The sequence below is a fragment of the Paraburkholderia hayleyella genome (genome assembly GCF_009455685.1).
GTDB classification, from domain to species: Bacteria; Pseudomonadota; Gammaproteobacteria; order Burkholderiales; family Burkholderiaceae; genus Paraburkholderia; species Paraburkholderia hayleyella.
On the sequence record NZ_QPES01000001.1, the window covers coordinates 1,385,078 to 1,403,038 of the forward strand.

Below are 17,961 nucleotides of genomic sequence, written 5' to 3' on the forward strand. Positions count from 1 at the left end.
TAGCATCCGCACATGAATATTCATGCCAAGGCCATTCGCTACTTCGATGCGATTTGCCGTTCGGGGTCGATCCGCGAAGCGGCGCGTCGTTTGCACGTCGATGGTTCGGCGCTTAACCGGCAACTGCTCAATCTGGAGGACGAGATTGGCGCCGCGTTATTCGAACGCTTGCCCAGCGGTTTGCGTCTGACGCAAGCTGGCCAGATTTTCGCGCAACATGTCATCACCGTGCTGCAAGACGAGCAGCGCACGCTCGCCGAACTGGAGCAGCTGCAGGGCGTGGAGCGCGGTGAAATTCGCGTGGCGGCGGCGGAGAGCCTGAACGCCGACTTTCTGCCCGCGGTACTCGAAGACATGCTGCGGCGCTATCCGAAGGTGCGTCTTCATACCTTCATGCAGGGCTCGGAGTCGATTGCGCAGCAGGTATCGTCCGGCGAGGTCGATGTGGGTGTCGCGTTTGCGATGCGCGATAGCCCGGACTTGACTTGTGTTGGTGGCGGCATTTTCCGCCTGTGCGCGATCATGGCGCCGGATCACCCGCTCGCGGCCCGCGAGGAAGTGTCATTCGCCGATTGTGCGGCGTTCCCGCTCGTCATGACCAACCCGGATTTCGCGGTGCATTCGCTCTTGCTGCTGTTGCTACAAAACGCGGCCAAGCCGGTGCAACCGGTGGTGTACGCCGGTGCGATCGAGTTGATGCGCCAGTTGGCGATGCGCGGGGCGGGCATCGGGTTTCAGACACGTATCGGCCTCAAAACGCTCTGTGCGGAGCGGCGGCTGGCGTATGTGCCGTTGCGCGAGTCGGACAACGTAGCGGCGCACCTGGGTATCTATGTCCGCTCGGCGCGCATCTTGCCGCCAGCGGTGACCGCGCTCATCGCCATCATGAACGAACAGCTGGCCAGCCTGCTCAAGGAAGAGACGGGCGCGGCCTAACCCTAATCTTCTGAATGCCTGATCGGGATGCCTGATCGGGATGCCTGAGCGGGATGCCTGAGCGTCGCCGTTGCAAATTTTGCAGCGGGGTGCTGTTGATTTACCGCTACGTCCAGCATAAAGCTCTCCCTATACTTGACCCGCAACAAGGAACTCAGGGAAGCAACGATGTCTCGCGTGGCGATCGAATGTGCGTGGAAAGAGGGTCTGCGGCATCACGCGATGCCGCGTATCCCGCTGCAATGGCGGAACAGGCATGCCCCCGCGCCGCTCAATTATCGCAATGCCAAACGTATGGCTCCCCCACAGTTCTTCCTTGCCAGGCGGTGAGGCGCTAGCCGCGCACATTACTGCACCATTCGTCGCGCGCCTGATGCGCTAGCGCACGATTTAATCCCCAATCCCGGACGTCCCCCATTAAACATGCTGTCGCCCACTGCAGCGTCGGGGAGCAACCAGGTCTAGAGCAGGAAGGGAACTCATGTCGACGACATCTGAATGGCCACTCGAACTCATCGTGGCCGACACCGTCCCGCTGACGGCGGAGATCCGCCTGTTAAAGCTGAAGGCCGCCGATGGCAAACCGTTGCCGGCCTTTTCGGCTGGCGCGCACCTCAGGTTCAAGGTGGACCTGGCCGCTAGCGGGAGCCTGCCCGCCACTGCGCCGGGGGCACGGCAAGCATCGCTGCCCGGCGAACGCTGTTATTCGCTGGTCAACAGCGCTGACCTGTCGGGCGACTACGAAATCGCGGTCAAACTGGAAGCGGCGGGCGCAGGCGGATCACGCTTCATGCATGCGCTGCAAACGGGCGAGCCGATTTGTGCCGCGTTGCCGCAGAACGATTTTCCGTTGCACGATGAACCGCATGAGGCCGTGCTGATGGCGGGTGGGATCGGTATTACACCGATCCTGTCGATGGCGCGAGAGCTCAGCGCGAAAGGTGCGGCGTATCACTTGCACTACGCCGCGCGCACGCCGGACACGATGGCGTACCGGGATGACGTCTCGCAGCTGTGTGGCGAGCAGGCGAGTCTCTACTTCGACTATGGCGATCCCACCCGGGGGATGCCATTGGCCGAAGTGATCGGATCACCGGCGCCGCATCGTCATCTCTACGTCTGCGGCCCCCGTCCCCTGATCGACGCGGTGATCGCCGCCGCGCGCGACAAACAATGGTCTCCCGCACAAGTCCACTTCGAACTGTTCGGCGCGCCGCCTGCAGCAGCGGGTGATCGTCCCTGCCGGGTCGTGCTGCAACGGAGTGGTCTGGCGCTCGAGGTGCCCGCGGGAACCAGCATTCTCGCCGCGATGATCGACGCGCGGCTCGATCCCCTGTTCGATTGTCAACGAGGTGAGTGCGGCGTGTGTGCGGTGCGCGTGCTGAGCGGTACGCCGGACCACCGCGATTACGCCTTGTCCGATGAAGAGCGCGAACATCTGATGTGCGTATGCGTTTCAAGAGCCACCGAAGGTGAACTGGTGCTGGATGCCTGACAGGGTGTCGGGTGCAATGAGGTTTAGGTCAAGATAACGGAGTCTCCCCATGAGTACGTTTGTCAAAAATGCCTGGTACGTTGCGGCGTGGAGCAGTGAAGTCGGGCGGCACCTGCTGTCGCGCACGATCCTCGGCGAGCAGGTCGTGCTGTATCGGTGCGAAGACGGTACGCCCGCCGCGCTGGTCGATCGTTGCCCTCACAAACTCGCGCCGCTCTCGCTGGGCGAGCTGAAAGGCGATCATGTGCAATGCGGATATCACGGCATGACGTTCGATGGCTCGGGTGTTTGCGTGCGCATCCCTGGCCAGCAAAATATTCCGCCCACCGCGCGTGCCAGGTCCTTTCCGCTCATTGAGAAGTACAACGCCGTGTGGATCTGGATGGGCGATCCGGAGCTGGCCGACACCACCACGGTGATCGATGTGCCGCATTACGGCGATGCGGGCTGGGGCCTGGTCGATGGGCAATACCTTCACTTCAAGACCAATTACCTGAATATCACCGACAACCTCGTTGATCCGGCGCATACCAGCTACGTCCACAAGAAGACGATTGGCAATGCCGCGGGCGAGGATGTCGGCGTCAAGGTGGAGCAGGGCGATTCGCACGTGCTGGCCTGGCGCTGGATCAACGATGCGCCGCCTGTGCCGCTGGTCGCAACGATGGCGAATTTCGCGGGCAAGGTGGATCGCTGGCAGTACTACTACCTGCATCTGCCGTCTACGTCCTATGTGGATTTCGGCAGCATCGACGCAGGCCTCGAGCCAACCGAGGCGAACAAGGATGGTGGTTTCCGCTCGTACAGCTTCAACTTCCTGACGCCCGAAACGGAATCGACCACGCATTATTTCTGGCTGCATCTACGCAACTATCACCCGGACGATGCCCTTGTGTCGGACGATGTGGCCCGTCTGATGACACTGACCTTCGAGGAAGACGCTGTGCTGCTCGACTACGTCCAGCGTGAACAGGAGCGCACTGGCGTGCGTGAGTACACCCGGCTCGGCATCGACAATGCGCCCGCGCGCATTCGCAAGATGATCGAACGTTTGCAGGCAAAGGAAGCGGTGTCCCCAGCCGTACATGTATTGCACCCGGTGTCAGGCGCAACACAGCCGTCCACGGTGTAACCATCAGGCGCACAAGAGAAACATGAGAGGAAGATGAGATGGAATTTTCGATTGGCTGTAACGGCCGGGGCGTACAACATACGCAAGCCGTGTCGGTAGACGAGCAGTTCCGCATGCTGAAAGCGTCCGGCGTGTTCGACCACTTCGACCGCATGCCGCAACCGGGCCAGGAAAGAGAATATCTGCGCGCGGCTGACCGGCATGGCGTGCCGATCCGCACGGGCTTGTGGTCGTACATGGCGGGCCGCGATGAGGCGCTGCTCGCCGTCAATCTGCGCCTGTGCAAGGACGCGGGCGGCGAGTTTCACAACATCATGTTGTACACGAAGCACGCCAAAGGTCATGTGCTCACCGATCAGGAGATCGTCGAGTTTTATCTGCATGCCTATGACCTGGGGCAAAAAATAGGGATTGGCATCGGCTTCGAGGTACATATCTACATGTGGTCGGAAGACCTTCGGCGCATCACGCCAATCGCCCGGCAGGTGCGGCAACGTGGGGTGCCGTTTAACTTCGTGCTTGACCACAGCCATGTTCTGCTGAAGGTGGACAACCCCGAAGAGCAGGACGTAAGCGGCATTCGCGCCGAGGTGGAGTCCGGGCAGTTTGTCATTGATCCCTATGAAGAAGGCAATGTGCTCGATCAGTGGATCGGCATGAACATGACGCATTGGCTGCAGATCAGGCCCGTCTCGCCGAATGGTCCCAAGAACCCGTGGCAACTGAAAGACGGCGGCACGTATGGCCGCGCCTGTCAGTATCCGTTTTTCAAGCCAGCGCCAGGCGAATGGCATCTGCCATGGAACGCTTATCGCGTCGAGCCCTGCAAGGACGTCGTGCGCCGCGTGTTGCGGCATCACCGCGACACGCCGGATAGCCCCTTGCGCTACATCACCACAGACATGATCGACATGCCCGATTACGGCGGCGGGGTGAAATATTCGCTGTTCGAGCAAAACGTGGCGATTGCCGAATGGTTTCGCCGCACGTGGGCGGAGATCAAGGCAGAAAAGCCCGCCGTTGCACACGTTTGAGCTTGATGATCCTGGCGATCCGGCGTGAGCATCGCCCGCGATGAACAGGCCATCGGGGGCGCCCTGGCCGGATTGGCTTTGCAGTTCAACTTGTCTGTTTTAGGAAGGCTGATGAAAACCAGAGCAGCAATTGCATGGAAAGCGGGCGCGCCCCTGACGATCGAAGAAGTCGATCTGGAAGGCCCGCGAGCGGGAGAAGTGCTGATCGAAGTGAAGGCCACGGGGATCTGCCATACGGATTACTACACGCTGTCGGGAGCGGATCCGGAAGGACTGTTCCCGGCGATACTCGGCCATGAAGGGGCGGGCATCGTGGTGGATACGGGGCCGGGCGTTGGCACGTTAAGCAAGGGCGATCACGTGATCCCGCTCTATACGCCGGAATGCCGCCAGTGCAAGTTTTGCCTGTCGCGCAAGACGAACCTGTGCCAGGCGATTCGTTCGACGCAAGGCCGTGGGCTGATGCCGGATGCGAGCACGCGTTTTTCGTTTGAGGGCAAGCCGTTGTTCCATTACATGGGCACGTCGACGTTTTCGAATTACATCGTGGTGCCCGAGATCGCGGTGGCGAAGGTGCGTGAGGATGCGCCGTTCGACAAGATCTGCTACATCGGCTGCGGGGTGACCACGGGTGTTGGCGCGGTGGTGTATTCGGCCCGGGTCGAGGCGGGTGCGAACGTCGTGGTGTTTGGTCTGGGGGGCATAGGCCTGAATGTGATCCAGGGCGCGAAGATGGTCGGCGCGGACAAGATCATCGGGGTCGATCTGAACCCGGGGCGTATCGAACTCGCGCGGCAATTTGGCATGACGCACTTTATCAATCCGCGTGAAGTCGACAACGTGGTGGATCACATCGTGCAACTCACGGATGGCGGCGCGGATTATTCATTCGAATGCATTGGCAACACGAAGGTGATGCGTCAGGCGCTGGAGTGCACGCACAAGGGCTGGGGGCAGTCGTTCATCATCGGGGTGGCGGCCGCGGGAGAGGAAATCAGCACGCGGCCGTTTCAGCTGGTGACGGGGCGCGAGTGGAAAGGCTCGGCTTTTGGCGGCGCGCGGGGGCGCACGGATGTGCCGAAGATTGTCGACTGGTATATGGAAGGCAAGCTCAATATCGACGATCTGATCACGCACCGTCTGCCGCTTGAGCGGATCAACGAGGGGTTCGATCTGATGAAAAAGGGCGAGTCGATTCGCTCGGTCGTGCTGTATTAAACATTAAACCGGCGCGTACCCCGTGCGCCTGCCATGCCCGCCCGGATTAGCCGGGCCACGGGCTACTGCAGGTCGTGAGTGTTTCGGGCAAGCAGCATCTTGACGTGAGGTGTCATGATCCGGGCGACTTCCTGCATGACCGGGACCACCACGCTATTGCCGAACTGGCGATAGGCTTGGGTATCGCTCACCGGAATCACGAAGTCGTCCGGAAAACCCATTAAGCGGGCGCATTCTCGCGGCGTTAAGCGGCGAGGGCGTTGGCCCTCGCCCTGCGCGCACAAGATTTCGGAGCCGTCTTTGAAATATCGCGCGGACAACGTGCGTGTCACGCTGTCTGGCGTGACCAGGCCATAACCGAAGCCATTGCCCGCTGCCCGATGTTTGGCCGCGTAGGCTTGCAGATAGACCCACAGCTTGGGCGTGAGCGTATACCGGGGTTGCACCTGGCGGGTGGCATGGTCGAAATAGCGCCCGGCGTCATGCTTTAGCACCGGCTCACTGCCATCGGTTTTGTGCAGGATCGAACCCAGGCGCGGCCCAACGTCCGGCAGTTCCAGATCGTCGAAGGTAAAGCCGGTTTTCTCGCGGAAACCGGCAATCACGATCCGCTCCCGGTGTTGCGGCGTGAAGTGCCTGCCGTCGATCACCTTGTATTGAACCTCGTAGCCCAGTTCGTGACGCAGCACGTCGATGATGGTGGCGAAGGTCTTGCCCTTGTCGTGCGACAGCAGGTTCTTCACATTCTCCAGCAGAAAGGCCGCCGGACGCCGGGCGGCAATGATCCGTGCCACTTCATAAAAAAGCGTGCCTTGCGTCGTGCATTCGAAGCCATGAGGGCGGCCAAGCGAATTTTTCTTGCTGACGCCCGCGATGCTAAAGGGCTGGCAGGGAAAGCCCGCGAGCAGGATGTCGTGCGCCGGAATGGCCTCGGCGGCATACGTCACGATGTCGCCGACAAACGGGTGGACTTCAGCGTCATCCCGATAGTTTTCCTGATAGGTCTTTTGGGAAAACTTGTTCCACTCGCTGGTGAAGACGCATTGCCCACCGTGTACCTCGAAGCCACGGCGAATCCCGCCGATTCCCGCAAACAGGTCGATGAGGCGGAACCCCGGTTCATGCTTGAGAGAGGGGGTGCTGGTTTTGCTTTCGATCATGTGCCGCAGCGTCGCCTCGGCCAGTGCGGGGCAGCTTTGATCCGCCACCCAGCGCTGGAGGGTCCGGATGTTCTTGCCGCATTGGGCGGCAATTTCTTCCTGGCTATATAACTGCAACGCTTGCTGGAGCAACGCGTGCCGGTCGGCGGTTTTCATGATGCCTGGTTTCTCGCGGGGGTATTGAGGCGAAGAGGAAGCGGGGCGGACATTGTGGCCGCTCATCTTGCGCGTGTCCAGGCCGAGCCCGGCGCAAGGAGGCCGAGAAAACGTTGGCACCGGTTTGCGCCATTTGGCGTTGAACGTTAGCCGATGGCTGAGACGGCATCCGTGGCAACGTCCGTGGTTTGACCCGTGGCTAACGCGGCGCGACCCAATGTGACGATCTGCGCGGAAAGCTTCTCCAGACGCGGCGACTGAACTTTCCACGTGTGCCAGTACAACTCGATATCGGTGGGCTGGGCCGGGGCGAGATCAATTAACGCGCCTTGTTCGAGCGCATCGCCAAACTCAAGCTCCGGCACCATGCCATAGGCCAGGCCGCGTTGAATCGCCAGATAGCGCGGCACGGCGGCGGGCACGTAATGGCTGGGATAGGCCTCTGGCGGCAGGCCGAAATGCGCTTCGAGAAAACGCGCTTGCAACGCGTCCTTGCGCGAGGACAGCATCACCGGCGCACGCCGTGCGGCTTCGCGCGTGAGCCCTGCGGGAAACCAGCGGGCGACAAAACGCGGCGCCGCCACCAGGCGGTAGCGCATCGCGCCCAGATGCTCGGCGGAGCAGCCGCGCAGCGGCGTGCTTTCGGTGGTGATGCAGCCAATCGCCAGCCCCGAGGCAAGCCGTGCATGCGTGTGATCCTGGTCTTCGACGCTGAGATCGAGCAGGACGTTTTCCTGCAGCAGCACATCGGCGAGCGCCGGGAAAAACCAGGTGGACAGCGTATCGGCATTGACCGCGACGGCGATGCAAAGCAGCGCCTCGCTGGCGTGCGCCAGATCGCTGGCGAAGTCATCTTCGAGCAGCGCCGTGCGCCGCAGATATTGCAGCAGGCGTTGCCCGACCGGCGTGGCGCGGCAGGGCCGGGTACGCACGACCAGCGGATTACCGAGACGGATCTCCAGGGCGCGCACGCGTTGCGAAACGGCGGAGGCGGTGAGATTGAGCCGCACGGCGGCCTGCTCGAAACTGCCGGTTTCGATCACGGCACGCACGGCGGCGGTTTGACGAGGATCCAGATCCACGATGCCTGTGCCTAAAAATTAAGAATTTTTAAGCATAAATGAAAAAAGATCAGTCTGGCTCATGCCGGGATGCCACTGGCCTTGAGCTTGGCGAGGTCGTAGGCTTCCAACAGCTTTTGCTGGCTGGGGGAAGACGGCTCAATGGAGATCGAGGTGAGTTTCGGTGTGTTTTTCAGAAAATTGTTGATATCGGCCTCGTTTAGCTCAATATCTTTGAGGCTCAGATGCGTGAGTTCGGGTAATTTCGGAAACTTGGCCGAAGAGAACAGGCCTGCTGGCATGGAATCGTAATTTTCGTTATTGAGGGTGATATGTGTGATTTTTTCGCACATATATAAGAGATAGCAAGCTAGATATTCCTGATAACGGGCTAGCTGTGCTGCTTGTGTTTCCATGGGTTTGAGATATTCTTCATGGCCATCGAATAAAACATTTTCTTCTATCTGGATAAAAGAGATTTTTTTTGAATTTCCAAGAAGTCTGAGATCGGTGAAGTAAATCCGGGGGAAACGGTGCAGGGAACTCGATCTTTTCCAGACTTGACGTAAATAATTGGTGATGGTCAGATCGGGTTTGACATTATCGGGTGTTGTGTCAAGTATTTTTGCTGCGACCGAGGAAAAGGTATCCATATTGAGCAAGTTGAAAAAACTGTCCGCATTGAACTCGAGCGAGTTATAGCTTGAGAAGATTGTTGCGAGATAATTCTTTTGCTCTTGGCTCCAGAGGTTTAAATCGAGGTCATGATCGATTTCTGTATTTAAATTTTCAGGGCATTTAATATTTTTATCAAAAATGGTGTTGCAAATGAGTCCGATTTCAGCGGAAGAGACCTGCCTCTGGAGTTCGGGGGGCAGCTTGTTGATCAACGTGTGAACGACATTTTTATATTTGTACGAACCAAGGGCTTGACTGATATCTGCATAATTAAAAGAGCCTTCATTGAATTGTGCTGGCTGACTTTTCTTGAAGGCGCTGTATTTTTCATTAATTGATTGCAGAGTTTCTCTCAGATTTGAAATTTTTTTAAATTGGATTGATTTTAATTTTTCAAGTTCTGTTTGATATTGATGGAATTGGCTGTTGGGACGATGCTCGGCTTGAATTTGATAAATTTCTTGAAAAGATTTGCCATTGGCTTCTTCTATAATCGTTTCAAGATAATGGATGATAATGGCTTGAGTTTCGTTGATGAATTGCTTGTGCTTATGTGAAAAGGTTGCCTTGAGTTTTTCGTATTTTTCGTATTTTTCTTTTGATGTGGCTTGGGGTGTAAAAAGAGATGGGAAAATAGTCGTAGCGTTGCTGGTTGAATCAAGATCTACTGTTTCAGGTGGGTGTGAAACACCGCAGCCAAATGGCAAGGTTGTTTCTGATAAAACGTTGAATGCCGGGAGGGTAGTGGCGCGGCGCTCCGTGGGGGATTCGATTGATTTCTTGATATTATTTAAAACGTCATTGATATTGTTCGGGACGTTCAGGAGCGGCTGATTATCGGAATTGACGGAATTTATATTATTAATTTTAAAGGGCGCTGAAATATTTTTTGGCATTTTTGAAGTTTTTAACAGATAAACGATGGATAGGCAGCTTGAGTAACCGTTCGGGCGGAAATGTCCGCAGAAGGTTTCCACTTTGCCTCGCTATCCCTGTGGCACAGGAGAGGCTCGCTATAATCACCGGGTTCGCCGTCAACACATCTTCTGTGTTTCACCTGAGCGTCCTCTCCGCCTGCCATGCAACCTATGCCCCAGCCACCTTCCCGCCACTCTGCCAGCCCACTTGAACTCGACGGCTCGGTCTGGTTCCAGTCCGGTGCACAGACACTCGGTGGCGCGGCACGCATGGCGTTGTTGGCGGCGATCCGCGATACCGGTTCGATTACCGGCGCGGCTAAAACCGTGGGCATGAGCTACAAAGCCGCGTGGGACGCCATCGACGCCATGAACAATCTGGCGGGCGTGGCACTGGTGATCCGCGCGGCGGGCGGCAAGGGCGGCGGTGGCACGACGCTGACGCCGCGCGCCCTGCGTCTCATCGAAACCTTTGCACTGATCGAACACGAACATCGCAAGTTTATTGAACGGGCCAGCCAGGCCATCGAAGGCTTTGCGCCTGACTGGGAACTGATCGGGAGATTAAGCATGAAAACCAGTGCACGTAACCAGTTGTACGGCAAGGTGGTGGCGCTCCAGCGCGGCGCCGTCAACGATGAAGTCACGCTGGCGCTGCCCGGCGGCCAGACGATCGTCGCGCTCCTGACGAGCGACAGCACTGCCGCGCTGGGCTTGAGCGAAGGCGTAGCGGTATTCGCCCTGATCAAGGCCTCGTGGGTGATGCTGCTGACGCACGACGAGGCCGGGGATGAGGCCGGGTTCACACTCTCGGCACGTAACCAGTTGCAGGGGACGGTGGCTAGCGTGAAGCGCGGCGCGGTGAACGCCGAGGTCACGCTGGCGCTGGATGACAGCACCGTCATTGCTGCTGTCGTGACGAATGCCAGCGTGGATGCGCTTGCTCTGGCGCCGGGTCAGCGCGCGACGGCGGTATTCAAGGCGTCTAGCGTGATTCTTGGCGTAAACGACTGAAAGCCGTCTGGCATCTTGGATCCCGAGTGAATCCCGAACCCTGGGACCGGGATTCAAAACCGAAAATCAAACCATGTGCAGCTTGACGCTCGGGGCATGCTGAGCGCGTACCCGACCCTGGGTGGCCTGTATCACCTGGTCGCCGAATAACGCCAGATCGTCGGCATCATGGGTGATCAACACCAGCGGAATGGCCAGCCGTGCCTGCAGCTCGGCCAGTTCATGCCGCATCCGCTGGCGCAGAGCGCTATCCAGTGCTGAAAACGGTTCGTCGAGCAGGAGCAGGCGCGGTTGCGTGACGAGCGCCCGCGCCAGTGCCACGCGCTGCTTTTGTCCACCGGAAAGCTGGGCGGGGCGAAGTCCGGCTAGCGTCCGCAGTTCAAGCGCATCAAGCCAGTAGTTCACCGCGGCCTGGCCTGGCGTTGCCGCGGCTTCCCCTCGCGCAGGCGGATTGCGCCAGCCTGAATGAAGACCGAAGGCGATGTTCTGCCGCACATTCAGATGCGGAAACAGCGCGTAATCCTGAAACAGATACGCCAGCCTGCGTTGCTGCGGCTTCAGGTCGATGTGACGGGCGTGCTCAAACCATGGCTCGCCATCGAATGCAATCGTGCCCTCATCGGGTTGCAGCAACCCCGCGATCGCCTGCAGCGTCAGGCTCTTGCCTGCGCCCGACGGCCCGAACAGCACCAGCCGCGGCGCTTGCGCGGTAAATTCGGCATCGAGCGTGAAGTGGCGTCCAGCGGTGCTGAGCGTTTTACGGAAGACGACGGTGAGCGGCATATCAGCGGGGTGTCCCAAGCGCATGCGGCGGCACGAGGCGGCCGGCGAGCAAAAGAATCACAACGCATGTCACTGACGTGACGAAGACGAGAAACCCCGCCGTTTGATCGTCGCCCGCCTGCACGGCGGCGTAGACCGCCACCGAAAGCGTCTGGGTGCGGCCGGGCAGATTGCCCGCGATCATCAGCGTCGCGCCGAACTCGCCGAGTGCCCGGGCGAAGGCCAGCAAGCCCCCCGCCAGAATGCCGCGCGCCGCGAGCGGCAACGTGACGCGAAAGAAAATCGCGGCTTCGCTCACGCCTAGCGTGCGGGCAGCGCGTTCGAGCTGGGGATCAAGGGTCTCGAAGGCCGCCCGCGCCGATTTCAGCACAAGCGGAAACGCGACCACGCTCGATGCGATCACCGCGCCTTGCCACGTGAACACCAGTTGAATGCCCCATTGTTCGAGCCAGGCGCCGAACACGCCCCGCCGCCCTAGCAGCACCAGCAAGTAGTAGCCCAGCACGGTGGGCGGCAACACGAGCGGCAGCGTCAACAGCGCATCGACGAGATCACGCGCGCCTGAGCGCCAGCGCGCAAGACCAAAGCCTGCGGCAACACCGAATAACAGATTGAGCGCCGTGGCCCAGCCGGCCACCTTGAGTGAGAGCAGAAGGGGAATCCAGGCCTGGTGCATGAGCAAGAAAGTGGGGAAAAATGACCGGGATGCCGGATGTCAGACGCGCTGGATTAAAAACATCACAGGCTGTTAATGACTCGTGGCCGTGACGGCCGGTTTAAAACCGTACTGGCCGAGCAGTGTCTGGCCCGCGGGCGAGCGCACAAACGCGATGAACGCTCGCGCCAGCGTGGGATGGCGGCTATCCGTGACTTGCGCGAGCGGGTAGGTGATCGGGGTCGGGGTGGGAACGGTGAGCACGACCTTCACGCGTTGCGGCATCAGTGCCGCATCGGTGCCAAAAACAAAGCCCGCATCCACTTCGCCCCGGGCGACGTAATCGAGGCTTTGCCGCACATTCGCTGCCAGCACGCCTTTGGCGCTGACGGCGGGCCATACGCCTGCCGCTTGCAGCGCGCCTTGCGCATAGCGGCCAGCGGGCACCGAGGCGGGATCGCCATAAGCCACGCGCTTGATGTCCGCCGCACCGAGCGCGTTGAGCGTGGCGGGCGCGAAGCGGCTGTCGGCGGGGACGATCAGCACCAGCGAATTGGCGGCGAAATTGGCCCGCGTGTCCGCGACGACCGCCTGCTGAGCCACGGCCCGATCCATGGCTGGCTGATCGGCGGAGGCGAACACATCGGCGGGCGCGCCTTTCACGATTTGCTGCATCAGGACGTCGGAGGCGCCGAAGTTGAGCAGGACATGGGTGCCCGGATGGTGTTGTTCGAAGGCCGTGCTCACTGTCTTGAATGCCTGGGTCAGGCTGGCGGCAGCTGACACGACCAGCTCCTCATCGGCGTGGGCGCCGCCGGGAGCAAGGCCGAGCAGGGCGCTTGCGCCCAGCAACGCGCATTGCAGCCAATGACGAGACCGATGCGGCAGGTGAGGCAGGAGCATGAACGGCACGGCGAAGTCTCCAGAAAAAGCATGGGGTCGGCAAAAGCGCGGCAAGAGGCAAGAGCGCGACAAGAGGCAAGAGCGCGACAAGAGGCGAGGCGCGGCAAAAGCGTGACAGAAGCACGCGGGATCGCAACAAAACCGCCATCGTAATATAGCCGTGGTGATAGCGCATCCAGAATGGCACCGGACCGCAGTGATAACGGCAGGCAGGCGCTACCGGATTGACGTGTTAGAGGTGCGGTAGCGCTGAAAGCCCCGATGACGGGGGCGATGTGACGAGGGGATTGGGTTTGAGCGCGGGAGGGACGGCCGGTGCGGCGGGGTGTGGACGCTGGGTTTTCCAGCGCGCACGCACGAAGGGCCGCTCATGGCCGGAAAGGTCGAGGGCGATTTGCGTGACCCAACGATGGGTGGGCAGCCGGACGTCATGCAATGCGACGGTCAGCACCACCAGGCTGAACCCGATGACGCGGACGTTGAGCTTGAGGGGCCGGATGTGCCAGATACTGCCGATGAACACCCCTGCCGTGAGTGCGCCGAAGAGACAGCCCACAACCGCTTCAGCGGATGAATGCGCATCGAGCACGACACGCGAAACGCTCACGGCTACGCCGATGGCGAGCCCAGCCAGCACGCCGCCCAGACGCAGCAGCGGCCGCATATTGACTAGCACGAGACTGCACGCCACCGGAAAGACGGCGCTGGAGAGCATGGCGTGGCCGCTGATCCCGGTGAAATCCCAGGCTCGCACGCCGATGCCCCAGCCCAGAAACGCGATCTTGGTCAAGGCGACCACGCTGATTGCTACGCCGAGCAGCACCAGCCAGCGGCAGGCGATACGCCAGCCATAACCCGGTATAAGCCACAACGCGGTGGCCAGCGCGAGCGGTAGGGTCAGGCCCACGCCACCCAGACGGGTGAGTGGATACCAGAACTGAAACGGGAAATCAGGCATGACGGGGCCAATCAGGACAAGCATGGCAACAGCATTGACGCGCAGGCTTGCATAAGATGGAAACGAAACCGCGCGTTCGCGGCCGGAGTGCGGCGGAACGCGCAGAGGGTAAGTATAGCGGGCGGTGCCATAACGAGGGGGTAACGGCGTAGTGCTGGGGGCATGCCGAAGCCAGGTCTGAGCCAGGTCTGAGCCTTGTGTCTGACAGCGGTCTGGTGCGATGGATGTGTTATGGTGCACTGCACCATCCGGCATCGATTTTTCCGTGTGTGCCCGGTTCTGTTCGGGGCACGGCGTTTTTTGCGAGGCTCTCTCATGGTCAAAAGCCTGACTAAATTTTGGATGGGCAGTCTGCGTCGCTTACTCGACATTCAGGCCAATTCTGCCCATGCCGCAACGCCACCCAGCTCCCCGCACCGTGCGCCCGGCCAGCCAGCGGCCAGTCCGCCGCCCATGGCGCCCGAAGCGTATGAATCGCGGGTTCGTCCCCGCGCCGCGGCATGGGCGGGCGGGGTCTGGACATGCGCGCGGCATCCGGTGTCCCCGGCGCCAGGGCGGCTCGTCAATCATTTGCAGTACGGCCTCTACCTTCCCGCGGGCCACACGCAGGCGGGCAGGCCGCTACTCGTGATGCTGCACGGCTGTAACCAGTCCATCGACGAATTCGCCGAAGGTACGCGGATGAACTTGCTGGCCGACCGCTTTGGTTTTGCGGTGGCGTACCCCGAGCAGTCGCAGCAGGCTCATCCGCATCGTTGCTGGCACTGGTATGGCACAGGCGATCACGCGGGCGTTACGGAAGCGCAGGCCGTGGTGTCGCTCGTGGATGCGTTGCTGGCCGAATATGGCTTCGACAGCGAGCGGGTGTATGTCGCAGGGTTATCGGCCGGGGCCGGGCTGGCGACGCAACTGGCGCTGCATGATCCGCGGCGTTTTGCGGCGCTGGCGCTGCATTCGGGCCCCGCGTTCGGTGAAGCACGCTCTGGCATTGCCGCTATGGATGTGATGCGCCGAGGCCTGCGGCACGAGCCGGTGGCGCTGCTGGATCAGGCGCTCGATGTGGCGGCGTATCCTGGCATGCCGGCACTCATCATTCAGGGCGACGCCGATTCCGTGGTCGCACCGGTGAACGCAAGGCAGCTCGCGGCGGCCTTCGCGTATCTGAACCATTTGCCTGCCGCGAGTGTGGTGCATGAGAGCCGTGAAGCCGGGGTGAGCGTGACTTGGCACGACTACAGGCGCGCCGGACAAGCGGTGGTGCGGCTGTGCGAGGTGTCGGGTCTAGGGCATGCGTGGAGCGGTGGCGACGATACGGTGCCGTTTCATTCGGCGAGCGGGCCCGATGCGAGCGCGCTGATATGGGATTTTTTGAGTCAGGCCCGGCGCTTGCCCGAGGCGTAAGAGGCCCGCGCGCCGTGGAAGCGGAAGGCCATCGAGGCATCTGTCTAATGTGCCGCACGTGCCGCACGTGCCGGAAGGCCCGCGCTGGCGCGTCAAACCCCAAAGCGCGCCAGCGTTAGCAGCCGGGCCTCGGCATGATCGACGATGGGCCACGGATAATCCTGCCCCAGCACGACGCCTGCCTCGGCGAGCACATCGGCGGGCGCGAGCCATGGCTTGTGAATCCACTTCGGTGGCAAGCTTGCTAGCTGCGGCAAATAACGCGTGATAAAGCGGCCCTCCGGATCAAACGTCTCCGATTGCTTGACCGGATTAAACATGCGGAACCACGGCTGCGCATCGCAGCCCGTCGAAGCCGCCCACTGCCAGCCGCCGTTGTTCGCGGCGAAATCGAAATCATTCAGGCGGGCCGCGAAATAACGCTCGCCCCAGCGCCAGTCCAGTCCCAGATCCTTGACCAGAAAACTCGCGCTCAACATACGCAAGCGGTTGTGCATGTAACCGGTCTGGTTCAATTGCCGCATGGCGGCGTCGATCAGGGGATAGCCCGTGAGCCCCGCGCACCATGCCTGCCAGTGCGCCTGCGCCTGAGGGCCGTCATCCCAGCACAGCGCCTTGAACTTGCGGTTGAAGACTTCGCCCTCGGCTAACCGTGGGTGGTGCGCCAAAATCATGAAGAAAAAATCTCGCCAGATCAGCTCGGACAACCACGTCGCGCTGCCCCGGCCATGCGGTTGCAGGGCATCGGCATATGCGGCGCGCGCGAGCGTGCGGATCGAGATCGTGCCGAAACGTAGATGCACCGACAGATAGCTCGGGCCCTTCACGCCCGGGAAATCGCGTTGTTCGGCGTAGCGCCCGATGCGCGTCATGAAATCGTCCAGCAGCTGTTGCGCCCCACGCATGCCGCCCGGAACTTGCCGTTCAGGAGACGGAGCCGGGCCGAAGCCGAGCTGCGCCAGTGTCGGCGGGGCCCAATCGAGCGCGGCGGGCACGGCGGCGAGATGCGCCCAGTGCGCTTCAACCGGATAGGGGGCGAGATCGGCGGGCGTGAGGCGCTTCATCCAGCTGCGGCGGTACGGCATAAAAACCGAGAACGGAGTCTGGGCGGCGGTCAGAATCTCGTCGCCCTCGAAGATCACCTGATCCTTGAAGGTGTGCCATTGGCGGCCCGCGGCGTGCAGTTGCGCCGCGACGGCGGCATCGCGCGCCAGCGCCGCAGGTTCGTAATCGTGATTGGCCAGGACCGCCGTCACGTCCAGTTCAGCGCTGAGAGGAGCAATCAGTGCGAGTGGATCGCCGTGCCGCACCAGCAAACCGCCTCCGTTGGCGCGTAGCGCCTCGTCCAGCTCAGCTAGCGCGCTCAGGATGAACTCGACGCGGCGGTCTTGCGGGGGCGTATCGGGCTGGGTTTCGCGGGCGTCGTCGAGCAGCGGCTGGAGAATCGACGTATCGAAAACGAAGACGCACCAGACTCGCTCGTAATCCCGTAACGCGTGATAGAGCGCGGCGTGATCGGTGCTACGCAGATCGCGGCGAAACCACACCAGTGCGCTGCTCGATGGTGCACCGGGCTCACGCGAGCGTGCATTTGCGTTGACCTCGGGCAGGGTTGTCGCGGTCGATCCGGCATGCTCGCTCATAGGGCGGGCGGCAGATCGGGCTGGCCGGGTGAGGGGACGTCGAAGCAGCCTCGATAGGTGGCGTAAAACGAGCAATAAAGCGCGGTCGTCAACAGAATCGATGCTGCCATGAGCACGCCATAAGCGTATTTGCCCAGATCGAATGCTTGCAACAGCATCGAGATCCCAAGCGACATCACGATGATGGTGCTCACCCACAGCGCGCCGTAGACGAAAAACGCCCTCCGGTTGCGCCAGCAGCTCACCAGGCTAAAAAATATCGCCTTGACGGGCGGTATATCGTGCCAGGCCGTGAGCACCGGCGCGAACCAGAACATCATCATCACCGGAACATAGAGCACAAACGCCGTCAGCGCGGCGAGGGGCACACCGCTGCTGGCGAACACGTCGGGGTCCGTGGGCAGTGGCTGGTTGTTGAGCAGGTATTGCAGCAGCAGGCCATCGTCGGCCAGCGACGAGAGCCCTAGTACCAGCATGATGCCGGCCGTGTACAGCACGCCCAGCAGAAGCAGATGCCGCGCGACCTGAGCGCCATAAGTGCGAAAACCATCGGCTAGCAAGGTGGGAAACACCGGCTGGGCGGCAATCGTGTTGCGGCAGGCGCTCATGAACCCCACGGCGATGCCTGGAATAAACAGCAGCGGCAGCACGCTGCCCACCACCGGGACAAACCTCGCCACGAGCGCCATCACTAGCAGATAGGAGAGAAAGAGGGTCAACAGTGCTAGCGGATTCTGGCGCAAGAGCCAGAGGCCTTGCCGCAGCCAGAGATAACCGTTTTTGGCGGGAGCGTCGATGAGTTGCATGAGGTCGGGTA

Annotated in this window: 16 protein-coding genes; 7 read left to right on the forward strand and 9 right to left on the reverse strand. The window is 60.8% G+C overall.

Annotated elements, in window-relative coordinates; all coding sequences use genetic code 11:
• Positions 1-12: 12 nt before the first annotated feature.
• The 5 genes from GH657_RS06350 (at position 13) to GH657_RS06370 (ending at position 5,815) form a co-directional block, all read left to right on the forward strand.
• Entirely contained in the window at positions 13-936 is a 924-nt protein-coding gene (locus GH657_RS06350) for a LysR family transcriptional regulator (protein ID WP_153099919.1), read from the forward strand.
• A gap of 481 nt (positions 937-1,417) precedes the next feature.
• Positions 1,418-2,431: a PDR/VanB family oxidoreductase gene (locus GH657_RS06355; RefSeq protein ID WP_153099920.1), complete on the forward strand. Its 1,014-nt coding sequence runs from the start codon at positions 1,418-1,420 to the stop codon at positions 2,429-2,431.
• Between the two features lie 49 nt (positions 2,432-2,480).
• Entirely contained in the window at positions 2,481-3,563 is a 1,083-nt protein-coding gene (locus GH657_RS06360) for an aromatic ring-hydroxylating dioxygenase subunit alpha (protein WP_153099921.1), read from the forward strand.
• Between the two features lie 38 nt (positions 3,564-3,601).
• Positions 3,602-4,597 carry a xylose isomerase gene (locus GH657_RS06365; RefSeq protein WP_153099922.1) on the forward strand — a complete coding sequence of 332 codons (996 nt, stop codon included), beginning with the start codon at positions 3,602-3,604 and terminating at the stop codon, positions 4,595-4,597.
• Between the two features lie 111 nt (positions 4,598-4,708).
• Positions 4,709-5,815, forward strand: a complete 1,107-nt coding sequence (locus GH657_RS06370) for an S-(hydroxymethyl)glutathione dehydrogenase/class III alcohol dehydrogenase (protein ID WP_153099923.1) — start codon at positions 4,709-4,711, stop codon at positions 5,813-5,815.
• A 62-nt stretch (positions 5,816-5,877) separates the two neighbouring features.
• Here GH657_RS06370 and dcm read toward each other — a convergent pair whose 3' ends face one another.
• From dcm to GH657_RS06385, 3 genes are all read right to left on the reverse strand, one after another.
• The gene (gene dcm / locus GH657_RS06375) at positions 5,878-7,131 is read right to left on the reverse strand and encodes a DNA (cytosine-5-)-methyltransferase (RefSeq protein WP_153099924.1); all 1,254 of its coding nucleotides are present in this window, start codon (positions 7,129-7,131) and stop codon (positions 5,878-5,880) included.
• A gap of 146 nt (positions 7,132-7,277) precedes the next feature.
• Positions 7,278-8,213, reverse strand: a complete 936-nt coding sequence (gene argP, locus GH657_RS06380; RefSeq protein WP_153099925.1) for an HTH-type transcriptional regulator ArgP — start codon at positions 8,211-8,213, stop codon at positions 7,278-7,280.
• Between the two features lie 59 nt (positions 8,214-8,272).
• Positions 8,273-9,847 carry a hypothetical protein gene (locus GH657_RS06385; RefSeq protein WP_153099926.1) on the reverse strand — a complete coding sequence of 525 codons (1,575 nt, stop codon included), beginning with the start codon at positions 9,845-9,847 and terminating at the stop codon, positions 8,273-8,275.
• A gap of 102 nt (positions 9,848-9,949) precedes the next feature.
• On the opposite strand from GH657_RS06385, the gene GH657_RS06390 reads away from it, so the two are divergent.
• A complete protein-coding gene (locus tag GH657_RS06390) occupies positions 9,950-10,801 on the forward strand; it encodes a TOBE domain-containing protein (RefSeq protein WP_425495728.1) in 852 nt (283 codons plus the stop codon).
• Positions 10,802-10,867: 66 nt separating this feature from the next.
• Here GH657_RS06390 and GH657_RS06395 read toward each other — a convergent pair whose 3' ends face one another.
• From GH657_RS06395 to GH657_RS06410, 4 genes are all read right to left on the reverse strand, one after another.
• Positions 10,868-11,584 carry an ABC transporter ATP-binding protein gene (locus tag GH657_RS06395; protein WP_153099928.1) on the reverse strand — a complete coding sequence of 239 codons (717 nt, stop codon included), beginning with the start codon at positions 11,582-11,584 and terminating at the stop codon, positions 10,868-10,870.
• Between the two features lies 1 nt (position 11,585).
• Positions 11,586-12,260, reverse strand: a complete 675-nt coding sequence (gene modB / locus GH657_RS06400) for a molybdate ABC transporter permease subunit (protein WP_153099929.1) — start codon at positions 12,258-12,260, stop codon at positions 11,586-11,588.
• A 72-nt stretch (positions 12,261-12,332) separates the two neighbouring features.
• A complete protein-coding gene (gene modA, locus GH657_RS06405) occupies positions 12,333-13,142 on the reverse strand; it encodes a molybdate ABC transporter substrate-binding protein (protein ID WP_153101667.1) in 810 nt (269 codons plus the stop codon).
• A gap of 232 nt (positions 13,143-13,374) precedes the next feature.
• Complete coding sequence (locus GH657_RS06410; protein WP_153101668.1) at positions 13,375-14,100, reverse strand: phosphatase PAP2 family protein; 726 nt, start codon at positions 14,098-14,100, stop codon at positions 13,375-13,377.
• Positions 14,101-14,415: 315 nt separating this feature from the next.
• On the opposite strand from GH657_RS06410, the gene GH657_RS06415 reads away from it, so the two are divergent.
• Positions 14,416-15,501 (forward strand): extracellular catalytic domain type 1 short-chain-length polyhydroxyalkanoate depolymerase, encoded by a 1,086-nt coding sequence (locus GH657_RS06415; protein WP_153099930.1) that lies wholly within the window; start codon positions 14,416-14,418, stop codon positions 15,499-15,501.
• A 92-nt stretch (positions 15,502-15,593) separates the two neighbouring features.
• Here the strand turns inward: GH657_RS06415 and GH657_RS06420 are convergent, their stop codons facing one another.
• Positions 15,594-17,144, reverse strand: coding sequence for a cryptochrome/photolyase family protein (locus tag GH657_RS06420; protein ID WP_153099931.1), 1,551 nt, complete (start codon positions 17,142-17,144; stop codon positions 15,594-15,596).
• Positions 17,141-17,950 (reverse strand): BPSS1780 family membrane protein, encoded by an 810-nt coding sequence (locus GH657_RS06425; protein ID WP_153099932.1) that lies wholly within the window; start codon positions 17,948-17,950, stop codon positions 17,141-17,143. The genes GH657_RS06420 and GH657_RS06425 overlap by 4 nt, the downstream gene beginning before the upstream one ends.
• Positions 17,951-17,961: the final 11 nt, after the last annotated feature.

Coding starts and splice junctions, on each gene's coding strand:
- GH657_RS06370 (WP_153099923.1), top strand. CDS start 4,709: ATGAAAACCAGAGCAGCAATTGCATGGAAAGCGGGCGCGCCCCTGACG.
- modB (WP_153099929.1), bottom strand. CDS start 12,260: ATGCACCAGGCCTGGATTCCCCTTCTGCTCTCACTCAAGGTGGCCGGC.
- GH657_RS06355 (WP_153099920.1), top strand. CDS start 1,418: ATGTCGACGACATCTGAATGGCCACTCGAACTCATCGTGGCCGACACC.
- GH657_RS06395 (WP_153099928.1), bottom strand. CDS start 11,584: ATGCCGCTCACCGTCGTCTTCCGTAAAACGCTCAGCACCGCTGGACGC.
- GH657_RS06410 (WP_153101668.1), bottom strand. CDS start 14,100: ATGCCTGATTTCCCGTTTCAGTTCTGGTATCCACTCACCCGTCTGGGT.
- GH657_RS06420 (WP_153099931.1), bottom strand. CDS start 17,144: ATGAGCGAGCATGCCGGATCGACCGCGACAACCCTGCCCGAGGTCAAC.
- dcm (WP_153099924.1), bottom strand. CDS start 7,131: ATGAAAACCGCCGACCGGCACGCGTTGCTCCAGCAAGCGTTGCAGTTA.
- GH657_RS06390 (WP_425495728.1), top strand. CDS start 9,950: ATGCAACCTATGCCCCAGCCACCTTCCCGCCACTCTGCCAGCCCACTT.
- GH657_RS06415 (WP_153099930.1), top strand. CDS start 14,416: ATGGTCAAAAGCCTGACTAAATTTTGGATGGGCAGTCTGCGTCGCTTA.
- GH657_RS06350 (WP_153099919.1), top strand. CDS start 13: ATGAATATTCATGCCAAGGCCATTCGCTACTTCGATGCGATTTGCCGT.
- GH657_RS06365 (WP_153099922.1), top strand. CDS start 3,602: ATGGAATTTTCGATTGGCTGTAACGGCCGGGGCGTACAACATACGCAA.
- modA (WP_153101667.1), bottom strand. CDS start 13,142: ATGCTCCTGCCTCACCTGCCGCATCGGTCTCGTCATTGGCTGCAATGC.
- GH657_RS06360 (WP_153099921.1), top strand. CDS start 2,481: ATGAGTACGTTTGTCAAAAATGCCTGGTACGTTGCGGCGTGGAGCAGT.
- GH657_RS06425 (WP_153099932.1), bottom strand. CDS start 17,950: ATGCAACTCATCGACGCTCCCGCCAAAAACGGTTATCTCTGGCTGCGG.